A 13,313-nucleotide genomic window follows, 5' to 3' on the forward strand; every position below is an offset into this window, starting at 1 on the left:
CGTGGCCGGCGCGCCCCTCTCGATCGCGATCATCTCGTACTACCTGCCGAGCGGATCGAAGATCGGCGTCGGCTACCAGGTGCACGAGCTCGCGACCGAACTCGCGCGGCGCGGGCACCGCGTGGACGTCTTCAGCGACTGCCCGCCGGTTCCCGGCGCGATCTACGGCCACCGGCACTTCGCCTCGACGGGCGGGTTGCGCACGTTCCGGTTCGCCCTCGCGCTGCGCAAGGCGGACTTCTCCTCCTACGACGTCCTGCACGCCCACGGCGACGACTACTGGCTGTGGCGGCGCCGCGCGCCGCGGCACATCCGCACCGTCCACGGCTCGTGCTTCGAGGAGGCGCTGCGCATCCCCGGCGCGTGGGAGAAGCTCCGGATGGTGCTGCTCGGTTGCAGCGAGGTCCTCGCGAGCTTCGTCGCCGACGAGACGGTCGTCGTCTCCCCCGCGACGCGGCGGTGGCTCCCGTGGGTGCGGCGCGTGATCCCGAACGGCGTCGACACCACGCGCTTCCGCCCGGATGCGAGCGAGCGTGCGGAGCATCCGACCGTGCTCTTCGTCGGCACGTGGGAGAACCGCAAGCGCGGCAAGGACCTCGCCGCCGCCTTCCAGCGCGACGTGCTGCCCGCCGTGCCGGACGCGCGTCTCGAGCTCGTCGCCCGGGACGTCCCGGAGCACCCGGGCGCCGGCATCGAGGTGCTCGGCCGGCTCGACGACGACGAGCTCGCCGCCGCCTACCGCCGTGCGTGGGCGTTCTGCCTGCCGAGCGACTACGAGGGCTTCGGCATCCCGTACGCCGAGGCCATGGCCTCGGGCACGCCGGTGATCGCGACGCCGAACATCGGCGCCCGGTACGTGACCGACGAGGGCCGCGCCGGCGTCCTCGCGCCGCTCGACGCGCTCGGTCCGGCACTCCGCGACGTGCTGCAGGACGAGGATCGTCGGGCCGAGCTCGCCGCCGCCGCGCTCGAGCGCTCGCGCGAGTTCGACCTCGCGGGCGTCGTCGACCAGTACGAGTCCCTCTACCGCGCGACGCCGGCGGGCGGTCCTCGCCGGCGCCCGCGTCGCACCGCCGCCCGCACGCCTGGAGCCGCCGCATGAGCGATCACCGCCTCGTCGCCTACATCATCTGCTGGACCGGTTGGGAGGAGCGCTCCCGCGATCTGGCCGCCGCGCTGGTCGAGCACGTCGGCCGGCTCGTGGTCGTCTACTCGAATCGCGCGGGGACGATCGAGGACGGCGCGGGCCACTGGATGCAGGTGCCCGACGACTACTTCTACGGACGCAAGTTCGAGTCGTCGTTGCTCGACTTCGACGGCGACATCATGCTGCACGTGCAGGCCGACGCCGTCACCGAGGACTGGGGCGCGCTCGTCGCACGGTGCCGGGAGCGCTTCGCGACACGACCCGACCTCGCGATCTGGTCTCCCGAGGTCGACTACACCCCGCTGCCCGTCTGGCTGACCTCGCTCGCCGATCTCGGCGACGACCTGCGACTCGTGACGTCGACGGACTCCGTCGTCTGGGCGCTCTCCGCGGAGATCTGCGACTGGCTGCGCCCGCTCGACCTCGCACTCGACCACTACGGCTGGGGCATCGACATCGGCGTGGCCATCCACGCGCACGCCCTCGCCCGCGAGGTCGTCATCGACCACTCGGTGTTCGTGGACCACCCGAAGAGCCGGGCGTACGACTCCGAGAACGCCTACCGCCTCGAGCTCGAGTTCCTCGAGGCCGCGCTCACGCCCGCGGAGCAGCGGCTGAAGGTCGTGCTCGACTCCGGCATGGCGACGCGCCGCGAACTCGTGGCCCTGGAGGAGAACACCCGGACGATCCGCCGGGCTGCCCGGGCGCTGCGCGCCGGCCCCCGTGCCGTGTCCTCGACGCTCCGCCGTCTGCGCGGCGGCGCGACGCCGGCCGAGCCGAACTGAACCGCCTGATCGGAGGATGCCCATGTCACGACGCGCGCTCATCACCGGCGGTGCCGGGTTCATCGGCAGCCGCCTCGCGGCGCGGTTCGCCCGGTCGGGTTGGGACGTCGACGTCCTCGACCCGCTGAGCGAGCAGGTGCACGGCGTCGATCCGGTGCGCACCTCGGCCTCCCTGCGCGGACTCGAGGACAGCGCCCGCCTCACGATCGGCTCCGTGTCCGACCCCGACGCGCTCGAGGCCGCGCTCGGCGACGCGGAGGTCGTCGTGCACCTCGCGGCCGAGACCGGCACCGGCCAGTCCATGTACGAGATCGGTCGCTACGCCGACGTCAACGTCGGGGGCACCGCGACGCTCCTGGACCGGCTCGTGCGCGGCGGACACTCGGTACGGCGCGTCGTCGTCGCCTCCTCGCGGGCCGTCTACGGCGAGGGCGCCTACGCCGACGCGGACGGTCGGATCGTCTATCCGGCGGGCCGCGACGACGCCCGGTTGCGGGCCGGGGAGTTCGACCCCGCAGGGGCGGACGGACGGCCGCTGCGGCCCGCCCCGACGCCCGAAGACGCCCCGCTCGCCCCGACCTCGGTGTACGGCATCACGAAGCTGACGCAGGAGTCGCTCGTCCGGGCGGTCTCCCCCGCGGTCGGCATCGAGCCCGTGACCCTGCGCTACCAGAACGTCTACGGACCCGGGCAGTCGCTGCGCAACCCGTACACCGGCATCCTCTCGATCTTCACCGGGCTCATCGCCCGCGGCGAGCCCATCAACGTGTTCGAGGACGGACTGCCCAGCCGGGACTTCGTCTACGTCGACGACGTCGTCGAGGCCACATTCCTCGCCGCGACGGAGCCCGCCGCCGCCGGAGGCGTCTTCAACGTCGGCACGGGCGTCGGCACGAGCGTCCTCGACGTCGTCCGGGCGCTCTTCACCGCCGCGGGCGCCGAGGTCCCCGCGATCGTCTCCGGCGACTACCGCCTCGGCGACATCCGCCACAACATCGCCGATACGACCCGCTTGCGCGAGACCCTCGGTTTCGTCCCCGCCACCGACTTCGCCACCGGGCTCGCGGCGTTCGCGGCCTGGGCCGACGGCCGCGACGTCGGCGCCGACGGCTACCGGCAGTCCCTCGAGGAGCTCGAGTCGCGCAACCTCCTGAGGCGCGGATGACGCACCGGCCGGAGCTCGCCGTCATCATCGCGACGAACCGCATGAGCCCGTTCCTCGACGCCGCGGTGTCCTCGGCCCTCGCCCAGACCCTCCCGCCGAGCGAGATCCTCGTCGTCGACGACGGCGGTCCCGACCCCGACGCCCTCGACGCCGCCCTGGCCGCCCATCCGTCCGTCCGCGTGCTCCATCTGCCGGCGGGCGGCGTCGGCGCGGCGCGCAACGCGGGCGCCGCGGCCACCGGCGGCGAGTGGATCGCGTTCCTCGACGACGACGACCGCTGGCATCCGGAACGCCTCGAGCGCCAGTTCGCCTCGCTGGCCGGACACCCGGGCGCCGTGGTCGGCTACTGCGGGCTCCGCTCCATCGACGAGAACGACCGCGTCGTCGCGGAGCCGGATCAGGTGCAGGTCGCCGACCGACTCGACATCGCGCGGCGCACGACCGGGATCCTGCTGCCGAACGCCCTCGTCCGCCGCAGCGCGTTCGAGGAGATCGGCGGCTTCGACCCCGGCCTGCGGCTGGCCGAGGACCTCGACCTCGTGCTCCGCCTCGCCGAGACGGGCGGGTTCGTGTTCACCGACGGCGCCCTCGTCGACTACCGCACCCACCCCGGCAACACGACGGGCTCGTACCGCCCGCTCGCCGCGGCGATCCGCGACGTCGTCGAGCGGCATCGACGCGAGGCCGTCGCTGCGGGAGATGGGGCGCTCGCCTCGGCGCACCTGGAGAGCCGTCGGGCGAACGGTCGGTTCGCGTGGTGGGCGGCGCTGCGCGCGGCGAAGGCCTCCGCGGCGGCGGGGCGACGCGGCGAGGCCGCCGGCGCCGTCGCGTGGGCGGTGCGGTTCGCACCGACCGCGCCGTTCGATGCCGTGGGGCGACGCCTGCGCCGACGGCGCTGATCCCGTCGCCGCAGGGGCGCCGGATCAGCCGGCGTGCCGGGCCCCGTTCGTCGACGCGGCGAACTCGTCGAGGAGCTCGGCGATCGGATCGACGCAGCGCGCCCAGCTGTAGCGCGTCAGGGCGATCTCGCGGGCTGCGTCGGGAGCCGTCGCCGTGTCCCGCTCCCGCAGCCGGTCGGCGATGAACGCCGCCCACTCCTCGGGATCGTCGCTCACGAAGGCCGGGGCGCCGGGCTGCGCGCTCGCGGCGTCCGAGGTCGCCACGACGGCGGCACCGGTCGCGAGCGACTCCGCGAACTTCACGGCCGCACCGACGCCGTTACGCACCGGGACCGCGATCACGCTCGCCCGAGAGGTGAACTCCGCCAGGTCGGGCACGCGCCCGACCGCGACGAGGCCCTCGGGGAGGACCTCGGGGGTGCCGCCGCCCGCGATGAGTCCGCGCGCCCGCGGATACCGCTCGCGCACGAGCGGCCACACCTTCGCGGCGAACCAGGCCAGGCCGTCGCGGTTGGGCGCCCAGCCCCACGAGCCGAACAGCGCGACGATCGGTTCGCTCCGGTCGAAGCCGCGGTCGGGCCACTCCTCGGGGTCGACGCCGAGCGGCGCCACCGTCACCCCGGCGACCCGCTCGGGATGCCCGGCGAGCAGGCGCTGCCGCTCCTGCTCGGAGCACACGAGCACGGTCCTCGAGCCGGCGAGCGCCGTGCGCTCCTCCGCGAGCCGGTTCGCGGCGAGCTCGAGTTCGCCGGACGCGGTGTGCCAGGCACTGTAGACGTTGTGCATGTCGAGGATGACGGGGACGTCGAGTTCCCGGTCGCGCTCGCCGCCCAGGAGCATCCACCACGACTCGAGGTGCGAGACGACGACGGCGTCCCAGTTCTCGGCGGGCGACTGCAGATCGACGAGCAGCTTCGACGGCCGCCAGCTGAGGAGCGGCCAGCGGTGGCGCCGATAGCCGGTGACGGCACGGATCGACGCGGACTCGCGCCGCCGGCCGAGCGAGACGACGTCGATGCGGTGCCCGCGGGCCACGAGTTCCCGGATCTGGTGGAATTGGCGCCGCGCTCCGCCGTTGCCGAAGCGGTTCGGGGTCTCGGCGCTCAGCCACAGCACTCGGCTCATGATCTCCATCCGTGTCGAATCGCCCTGGTGCCCGCGGCGATCGGCCTCCGAAAGGCTACTCGTCATGCAGGGGGTTCACGCGCCGGGCGCCCAGGCCGAGATGGCGCTGACGGCGGCGAAGTAGTCGCTCGTGGCGCTGAGCCCGAAGAAGGGCGGCGGGAGGCCGCCGGCGAAACTGCCGTAGTTCACCGAGAGGATCTCCGTATCGCGGACCAGCGTCCGGGGGATCGTCAGTCGGACCGCGGTCGCCTCGATCGGCTCGATCGCGAAGAGCGCGATGCGGTCGTGGAACTGCCCTTCCTGGGTCGCGACGACCTGCCATCCGCCGTCCGCGGTCTGCACCGAGAGCTCGTAGTCGCGCAGGCCGCTCTCGCAGCAGAGGATGGCGGGGCTCGCGACCGCGATCCGGTCGATGGTCGTGGGGCGCGCGAGCGCGATCTCCACGGCGGGCGCCTCGTCGATCGAGCCGTCGGCGAGCACGCCCGCGCGCCACGCGCGGTCCACGTCGGCGGTGCCCGAGGTGATCACGTCCGGGTCGAGCCCCTCGTGCGTGGAGGTCGCCTGCACGGGCAAGCCCTTGAGCACGTCCGCTCCGAACGATTCGGTCGGGCTCAGCCGCACGTCGGCGTCGCCGGCGTCGAGGAACTGGAGCGCGCCGGTGACGACGACCTCCGCGCGGCCGTCCACCACGTCGACGGTGCGTCGGCCGCCGTACTGGTCGATGACGACGAGCCGGTCGGCGCCCGTCTCGACGACGGCGCTCGTGCGCAGGTCGTCGGACCAGAACGCGGTCAACGGCCGCTCGCCGCCGAACTCGGCCGCGTAGACGAACGGGATGCCCGTGTCGAGCTGCGTCGGCGCCGGGGCATCCTCGAGCAGTGCGGACGTCGCGGCCATCGCGAGGCCCGCGGGCTTGACGTACGACCAGGCCTGCACCAGCGACCAGCTGAGGCCGGCCTCGCCCCAGGCGCCCTCGCTGAAGAAGTACGTCCACTCGTCGATGCCCTCGAGCCGGTTCCAGACCAGCTTGCGGGCCGTCATCGCCCCCTGCGCCCAGTAGTTGGCCGGCCCGTCGCTCGTCCAGCCCGTCTCGGTGTCCCAGAGGGGCAGCTCCCCGCAGCCGTCCCCGAGCGTCTCGCGGAACGCGTCGTAGCCGTCGCCGTCGGCCGCGAAGCCCTCCTCCTCCCAGGACCGGTACCAGCCCGTGTAGGGGTGGACGCCCACGACGTCGGCGTCGTCGCAGATCCCCGCATCGACGGCCTCCGGCCACCAGTCGCCGGCGAAACCCAGCGTGTTCCCCTCGATGACGACGGCCTCCGGGTCGGCGGCGTGCGCGGCGGCTTGGAAGGGCGCCGCGACCCCGCGGGCGTAATCGCCGCCGCCGATGGCGAGGTTCGGCTCGTTCCAGGGCTCCCAGTACCGGATGCCCGTCCGCTCGGAGATCCCGGCCACGATGAGCTCGCTCCAACCGCCCCAGGTGCCGGCCTCGGCGGCGGCGAGCTCCGCCTCGGAGTTCTGCCCCACTTGGACGATGAGCTTCACGTCGTCGTCGCGCGCGGCCCGGGCGGCGGCGACGAGCTCGCCGAAGGGGCCGCCGTCCTCGTCGTCGGCCGCACCGGGCAGTCCCTCCCACTGGATCGCGTCGGCGTCGGGCTCGGAGGCGGGGTCGGGCACGAGTGCGCCGAAGTCGAGCTGCACCCGGTGGCTGCCGATGCCGAGCCGGTCGGCGAGCTCCACACCGCGCAGCGGGGCGGCCCCGCCCCACCCGGCTTCGCCGTCGAGCCCGTCCATCGCGAGCTCGACGCCGGGGGCGCCGACGGTGTAGTGGAGGCAGGCGCCGGAGACGTACTCGTCGGAGCCGCGCTCGCGGAGCGCCATGTCGACGAGATAGGGGCCGGGTTCGGCTCCCGGCAACGTCACCGGGACGTCGCCGCCGCCGACCGCGGCCGGGAGGACCTCGGGCTCGGAGACGATGGGCTCGGCGGCGAGCGGGTCGCCGGTCACGCGGACCACGAGCTCGTAGTCCTCCCCGGGTCGCTCGTCCCCGACCTCGCCCCACCCGGGATCGAAGCGGACCGCGACGGCGGGCTCGTCGCCGTCGTCGAAGTGCCCCTCGCTGTGGTCCGTCACCGGACCGATCCCGAGGCCGAGCTGCGCGAGCTGCCCTTCCGTGGACGCGGTCAGCCCGACGGGTGCCGCGAGTCCCGCGGCGAGGCGCTCCGGCGTGATACGGGCGAGGGCGACGATGCCCTCGTCCTCGTTCCGGACGAGCAGGTAGGCGTCGCCGCCGTGCACGACCATCCCGCCGTCGCCGACGAGGGTGTCGGGGAACTCCGAGGACGGCCAGATCGCGCGGCGCACGCCGACGGCGTCGACCGACTCGATGCCCGCATCCGCGGAGTAGAGCAGCGCGCCGACCCCGTCGGGCGAAGGCACGACATCGACCTCGTATTGCCGATACGGCGCCTGCTGCGCCTCGGCGTCCCCGTCCGGCGGATCGCCGAGACGGAATTGCGCGACGGGGTCCCCGCCGACCTCGTCGGCGATCCGGAGCATCCCATCGGCGCCGTAGGACACCGTGCCGCTGCCGAACGGACCGATCGGCCCCTCCCGGGTGCCGAGCGGGGTGCCGTCGAGTCGGAAGAGGGAGGTCGTTTCCTCGCCCTCGTTGACGACGAGGGCCGGCGAACCGTCGACGTCGTCGAGGAGGGCGAGTCCGATCACGTTCCAGGGGTCGTCCGTGGTCTCCTCGGTCGCCGGCACGTCGAAGCCGCCGACGCGACGGCCGCCGAGGTCGTACTCGACGACGGCGCGACGGCCGTCCCAGAGGTCGAGCACGAAGAGCCGGCCGTCGTCGGTGAGCGCGGCCGGCGGGACGGGGCGGGAGTCCGGGTCGGATCGGAGGTCGAGATCGAACGATCCCTCGGCCCGGCCGTCGAGCCCGTAGCGCACGATGCGGTCGTCGCCGTCGAAGCGCAGCAGGATGCCCGCGTCGCTGACGAGCAGCTGAGACGGGCCTCCGTCGTCGATGCCGAGGTCGGCGACGACGGTCTCGAGCGGCGCGGGCGTCGGACTGGATTCGGGGGAGTCCGCGACGAGCTTGTTCACGAGGTTCCCCGCGAATCCGCAGACCGGCGTCCATTCGGCGTCGACGGGGGTCGCGGGCGGGGCGGCCGAATCGGCGTTGCGGGCGGGCGGGCCGGATGCCGCGGCCACGACGATGCCGACGACGACCGCGACCGAGATGACGGAGACCGCCGCGATGGCTCCGCGCGCCGTCCGTCGCATCCGTCTCCCCCCGCTCCCGGGGAGCCTAAGCGTTCGACGAGCGGTTCGGCACCCCCAGTTCGGCCGTCGAACGGGCGCCCCGCGACCCCCCGGACAGCCTCCGCACGGCCACCGCACCGGCGCCGCATCGTCCCCCCACAGGGGCCTCAGAGCATTGCGAAGATCTGCCGCGCGATCATGCGCCCGGCGCGGTTCGCGCCGATCGTCGAGGCTTGCGGGCCGTAACCGGCGAGGAAGATCCGGGGGTCCGACCAGGAGGCCCCCTGGCCGACCTTGATGCCGCCGGCCTTCTCCCGCAGCTTCAGCGGCGCGAGGTGCCGGAGGTCGGGGCGGAAGCCCGTCGCCCAGATGATGGCGTCGGCACGGGCCATCCCGCTCTCGTCGCCGTCCCAGCTCACGCGGTCGGACTCGATCCGGTCGAACATCGGCCGGGCCTCGAGCAGCCCGCGCTCGATACCGGCGGCGATACGGCGGCTCCGCGCGACGCCCGTGCCGCTCACGATCGACGGCAGCGCCCGACCCGACCGCGCCGCCTCGTCCTGGACCGCGACGGAGGCCGAGGCGCCCTCGAGGTCGAGCTCCTCGCCGTCGCGCCAGTCGATCGGCCGCCGCGAGACCCACGTGAGCGAAGCGGCGACGTGCTCGAGTTCCAGCATGAACCCGATGGCGGACGTGCCGCCGCCCACGACGACGACGTGCTTGTCGCGGAAGTCCTCCGCGCCGCGGTAGTCGGCCGTGTGGACGTGCCGCCCGGCGAACTCCCCCATGCCCGGGTAGAAGGGCACGAAGGGCGAACCCCACGTGCCCGTGGCGTTCACGAGGAACTGACTGCGCAGGCGCTGCACGCGCGGCCCGCCCTCGTCCTCGACCTCGGCGGCCCGCCGGCGGCGGAACAGCCCGGCGCGCTTGGCGGCCGCGGGGTCCTCGACCGGCCGCGGGGTGAGGTCGACGAACTCGACGCCGAGCTCCACGCCCTCGTTGCGAACGTGCTTGACGTCGATGGGTCGGTGGACCTCGAGGCCGAAGTGCTCCTCGTAGCGCGTGTAGTAGTCGGCAACGACGTCCTTCGCCGGCACGCCGCGGTCGGCCGTGGCGAAGCTGAGCCCGAGCTCGCCCATGCCCGGCAGGTCGTTGACCTTGTGCGCGGTGCCGAGCTTCAGGCTCGACCAGCGGTGCTGCCACGCGCCGCCGGGACCCGGGCCGCGGTCGAGCATCACGAAGTCCGCGCCGGGCTCGAGCCCGAATCGACGCAGGTAGTACGCGACGGAGAGACCGGCCTGCCCGGCTCCGATCACCGTGACGCGCGTCGCGCCGATGTCTTCGACCATGAGGTCAATCTCAGCACGTCCGGCCGCACACTCGGGCATCGAACCTGACCACGGCCTCGGAAGAAACCGAGTGTGGAGGGCGCGCGCAGGGACCCGATCGACCGGTGCTAAACTCGGTCAGCGATTGTTCATATTCAGCAGAGCGCCGGGCGAAGTCCATTCCGTCCGGCCAGTACTCGTAAGGGGGTCACGCATGGGGCGCGGCCGTCAGAAAGCCAAGCACACGAAGGTGGCTCGGGAGCTGAAGTACTTCAGCCCCGACACGGATTACGGTGCACTCCAGAAAGAGCTCGGCGGGTCCCACGACGAGCATCTGCAGGAAGAACTCTCGAAATGGTCGGAGTACTCCGCCGACGACGACCGGTACGTGCCGGACGACCGCTCGCATTCCTGACCGCCCCGCGCTGATGCGCTGCACCGGGCCGGTCGGGCCCCGCACCTGCGATCGCGTCGCGTCCGTCGGTCATCGTGCGAACCACTCGGCCGTGGTCATCACGAACGCCGTGAGTTCCTCGGCGCTGCCCGTCGGCGTGATCGCGCGCAGCACGAGCTCCTCGACCGCGTCGTCCGCGTCGAGGTAGGCGCGCAGCGCGTCGGGTCCGGCGACGGTTGCGTCGATCGCGCGGATACCGAGCCGGTCGAAGTTCGCGGCGTAGGCCGGGAAGGACGCGTAGGCCGACGCCTCGGCCTCCAGCGCACCCTGGGCCTCGCATGCGGCGATCGTGCGCGCGTAGAGGATGCTGCGGCCGGGTCGACCGAGGGCGCCCGCGTCGCGGCGGAGCTCGCGAGCCTGCGCCGACGCACTCGCGGGGTCGAGCCAGTTGAGGACGGCGCCGTCCGCATGCTCGGCGGCGAGCCGACGCATCCGCGGCCCGAGCGCGCCGACGACGACCGCCGCATCCGTGCGCTCGCGGAGCGACGCGATGCCGTCGCCGACCAGTGCGACCGGACGGGCCGTCGCGCCCGAGCCGATCCCGATCGTCGTGCGGGCCGTCGGCAGCCCGGCGAGGTCCAGCGAATCGACGGGACGCCGATCGAGCGGGATCACCCCGGTGCCGAGCCGGAGCGTCTCGGTCACCTCCGCGACGGCGCGGAGTCCCGCGAGGGCGTCGCCGCCGGGGACGTCGTTGAGCCAGAGGCCGGCGAAGCCCGCGGCCTCGATGCGCGGCGCGAGCGCGCGGAGGACCGCGGCGTCCGTCCGGCCGTGCAGGCCGATGGAGATCCCGGTGGTCATCGCCGCGGTTCCGACTGGTCCGTCCGGCCCGATCCGACCGATCAGTCCCGGTAGGCCCCGACGAGGCGGACCGCTCCGCCGTCGACGCCCTTGGCGCCCTGCTCGAAGCCGGCGAAGTCGCGCGGCGCGAACGAGACGGTGCCCGTCCGCCAGGCCGGGATGCCCGAACGTCCGAGCGCGGCGATCGCGGCGTCCGCCGAGGCGGCGTCGACGACGGCGAAGAAGCCGATGCCGAGGTTCCAGGTGCCCTCGGTCTCGGTCAGCGGCGTGCCGGCGAGGTCCGCGAGGACGCGGAACACGGGCTGCGGCGACCAGGTGCCGCGGTCGAGCTCGACCCACGAGCCCTGCGGGAGCACGCGGGCGAGGTTCGCCGCGATGCCGCCGCCGGTGACGTGCGAGAGCGAGTGGACGCCCGCGCCCGCGGCGGGGTCGTCGAGGAGGTCGAGGATCGGCGTCGTGTAGAGGCGCGTGGGCTCGAGCAGCGCTTCGCCCCACGTCGTGCCGAGGTCGGCCGACGCGTCGGTGTAGGCGATGCCGGCGCCCGCGAGGATGTGGCGAACGAGCGAGAACCCGTTGGAGTGCAGACCGCTCGACTCGATCGCGAGGACCACGTCGCCCTCGCGCACGCGGTCGGCGCCCAGTACGCGGTCGGCCTCGACGGCGCCGACGGCCGCACCGGCGACGTCGTAGTCGTCGGGACCGAGGAGGCCCGGGTGCTCGGCCGTCTCGCCGCCGACGAGCGCGGTGCCCGTCTCGGCCGCGGCGCGCGCGATGCCCGCGACGATCGCCGCGATGCGCGCCGGCACGACCTTGCCGCACGCGATGTAGTCGGTCATGAACAGCGGCTTCGCGCCGACCACGACGATGTCGTCGACGACCATGCCGACGAGGTCCTGGCCGATCGTGTCGTGCACGTCGAGGGCCTGCGCGATCGCGATCTTCGTGCCGACGCCGTCGGTCGAGGTCGCGAGCAGCGGCCGCTGGAACTTCGTGAGGAACGAGACGTCGTAGAGGCCCGCGAAGCCGCCGACGCCGCCGAGCACATTCGTGCCGTGGGTCCTGGCGACCGCCTCCTTCATCAGCTCGACGGCGAGATCGCCCGCGGCGGTGTCGACACCGGCCGCGGCGTACGGCGAATTCGTGCTCACCCCGTCATTCTACCCGGGCGCCTCGGCGCGCCCGTCGCCGCTCGGGGTTACACTGCCGCCATGGGTGCGGGGGGCTCCTGGGTGATCCGAGAGGATGCCGGCAGACCGGTGCTGCTGGCCCTCTATCTGCGCGAGGTTCTGGGGATCGGCGCGCCGGTCGCGTTGCCGCGGTTGCGCGGCGTCGGGGCGACCTCGCCGCCGTCCGACGACCTGCGGGCGCTCGCGCTCGAGGCGCAATGGCTCGACCTCTGGGCGATGACGATCGAGCCGGAGCAGCATCCGTCGCCCGTGCCGCTCGCGCTCGTCGACGAGTACGGCACCGGGCTCGCCCTCGCCACGAGCGGCGCGGCGGAGCTGACGGCGGCGGTGCCCCGGCACGCGGAGGCCGCCCGAGCGTGGGTGGAGTGGTCGCATCAGCGCTACACGAGCGACTCGCGCTCGCGGCGCGGCGATGCGTACCGTGCCTACGCGGGCACGATCGCGCAGCACGAACGCGTGGTGGGCCGCCGCGCCTACTCGTTCGAGCTCAACGTGCAGGTGCTGCCGTTCGATCAGACCGGAGTGTGGTGGATCGGCACGAACTCCATCGCCGTGACCGACTCGCTGCGTAGCGACGCGGCCGCATTCGACGCGGCGCTGCACCCGATCATCGCGCAGCTCGCATGAGCATCTGGTTCGGGGAGCCGAGCGTCGAGTGGGCGAACTCCCGCATCGCGGGAACGATGATCGAGACGCTCGGCATCGAGATCACCGAGATCGCCGACGATGCCATCCGAGCGCGGATGCCCGTCGACGCGCGCTCCCGCCAGCCTGCGGGCGTCCTGCACGGCGGGGCATCCGTCGCCCTCGCCGAGACACTCGCGAGCTGGGGCGCGACCTTCGCCGCCGACCCGGCGACGAGCTACTGCGTCGGCCTCGAGATCAACGCGAACCACGTTCGCCCCGTGGCCGAGGGCTGGGTGTTCGGCGAAGCCAGGCCGCTCAACATCGGCCGCACGGTGCAGATCTGGGAGATCCGCATCACCGACGAGCGGGGCAAGCTCGTCTGCGTCTCGCGCTGCACGATGGCGGTGCTGCCGCGCCCGACGGAGTACTGACGATCCGTCGGTCGAGGAGCGCGAAGCGCGTATCGAGACGGGGGCGGTCGGTCTCGATACGGCCGCGAGCGGCCTACTCGACCGGCGGAGTCGTCTG

General features: G+C 73.4%; 12 protein-coding genes. 7 read left to right on the forward strand and 5 right to left on the reverse strand.

The window, feature by feature from the left end; genetic code table 11:
* Position 1 precedes the first annotated feature (1 nt).
* Genes GB864_RS01675 through GB864_RS01690 form a run of 4 tightly spaced genes read left to right on the forward strand, consistent with a single transcriptional unit; the run spans position 2 to position 3,996 of the window.
* The gene (locus GB864_RS01675) at positions 2 to 1,102 is read left to right on the forward strand and encodes a glycosyltransferase (RefSeq protein WP_160422588.1); all 1,101 of its coding nucleotides are present in this window, start codon (positions 2 to 4) and stop codon (positions 1,100 to 1,102) included.
* Positions 1,099 to 1,932 carry a hypothetical protein gene (locus GB864_RS01680; protein ID WP_160422590.1) on the forward strand — a complete coding sequence of 278 codons (834 nt, stop codon included), beginning with the start codon at positions 1,099 to 1,101 and terminating at the stop codon, positions 1,930 to 1,932. The genes GB864_RS01675 and GB864_RS01680 overlap by 4 nt, the downstream gene beginning before the upstream one ends.
* Before the next feature lie 22 nt (positions 1,933 to 1,954).
* Positions 1,955 to 3,097 carry an NAD-dependent epimerase/dehydratase family protein gene (locus GB864_RS01685; RefSeq protein WP_160422592.1) on the forward strand — a complete coding sequence of 381 codons (1,143 nt, stop codon included), beginning with the start codon at positions 1,955 to 1,957 and terminating at the stop codon, positions 3,095 to 3,097.
* Entirely contained in the window at positions 3,094 to 3,996 is a 903-nt protein-coding gene (locus GB864_RS01690) for a glycosyltransferase family A protein (RefSeq protein WP_160422594.1), read from the forward strand. The genes GB864_RS01685 and GB864_RS01690 overlap by 4 nt, the downstream gene beginning before the upstream one ends.
* A 24-nt stretch (positions 3,997 to 4,020) precedes the next feature.
* Here GB864_RS01690 and GB864_RS01695 read toward each other — a convergent pair whose 3' ends face one another.
* The 3 genes from GB864_RS01695 to GB864_RS01705 form a co-directional block, all read right to left on the reverse strand.
* Positions 4,021 to 5,121, reverse strand: a complete 1,101-nt coding sequence (locus GB864_RS01695; RefSeq protein ID WP_160422595.1) for a glycosyltransferase family 4 protein — start codon at positions 5,119 to 5,121, stop codon at positions 4,021 to 4,023.
* A 75-nt stretch (positions 5,122 to 5,196) separates the two neighbouring features.
* On the reverse strand, positions 5,197 to 8,409 hold the full coding sequence (locus GB864_RS01700; RefSeq protein WP_160422597.1) for a hypothetical protein: 3,213 nt from the start codon (positions 8,407 to 8,409) through the stop codon (positions 5,197 to 5,199).
* Between the two features lie 146 nt (positions 8,410 to 8,555).
* Positions 8,556 to 9,737: an NAD(P)-binding domain-containing protein gene (locus tag GB864_RS01705; protein ID WP_160422599.1), complete on the reverse strand. Its 1,182-nt coding sequence runs from the start codon at positions 9,735 to 9,737 to the stop codon at positions 8,556 to 8,558.
* A 193-nt stretch (positions 9,738 to 9,930) separates the two neighbouring features.
* Here GB864_RS01705 and GB864_RS01710 point away from each other — a divergent pair, with 193 nt between their 5' ends.
* The gene (locus GB864_RS01710) at positions 9,931 to 10,131 is read left to right on the forward strand and encodes a DUF3073 domain-containing protein (RefSeq protein WP_160422601.1); all 201 of its coding nucleotides are present in this window, start codon (positions 9,931 to 9,933) and stop codon (positions 10,129 to 10,131) included.
* 69 nt (positions 10,132 to 10,200) lie between these two features.
* On the opposite strand, the gene GB864_RS01715 is transcribed toward GB864_RS01710, so the two are convergent.
* Both GB864_RS01715 and purM read right to left on the reverse strand, forming a co-directional pair.
* A complete protein-coding gene (locus tag GB864_RS01715; RefSeq protein WP_160422603.1) occupies positions 10,201 to 10,971 on the reverse strand; it encodes an LLM class flavin-dependent oxidoreductase in 771 nt (256 codons plus the stop codon).
* A 41-nt stretch (positions 10,972 to 11,012) separates the two neighbouring features.
* Positions 11,013 to 12,119: a phosphoribosylformylglycinamidine cyclo-ligase gene (purM, locus tag GB864_RS01720; protein WP_160422605.1), complete on the reverse strand. Its 1,107-nt coding sequence runs from the start codon at positions 12,117 to 12,119 to the stop codon at positions 11,013 to 11,015.
* A gap of 60 nt (positions 12,120 to 12,179) precedes the next feature.
* On the opposite strand from purM, the gene GB864_RS01725 reads away from it, so the two are divergent.
* Together GB864_RS01725 and GB864_RS01730 are read left to right on the forward strand one after the other, a co-directional pair.
* Entirely contained in the window at positions 12,180 to 12,785 is a 606-nt protein-coding gene (locus GB864_RS01725; RefSeq protein ID WP_160422607.1) for a zinc-binding alcohol dehydrogenase, read from the forward strand.
* On the forward strand, positions 12,782 to 13,216 hold the full coding sequence (locus GB864_RS01730; RefSeq protein WP_160422609.1) for a hotdog fold thioesterase: 435 nt from the start codon (positions 12,782 to 12,784) through the stop codon (positions 13,214 to 13,216). Before GB864_RS01725 ends, GB864_RS01730 begins: the two co-directional genes overlap by 4 nt.
* Positions 13,217 to 13,313 lie beyond the last annotated feature (97 nt).

Source organism: Agromyces seonyuensis, from assembly GCF_009789225.1.
In the GTDB taxonomy this organism is placed as follows: Bacteria; Actinomycetota; Actinomycetes; order Actinomycetales; family Microbacteriaceae; genus Agromyces; species Agromyces seonyuensis.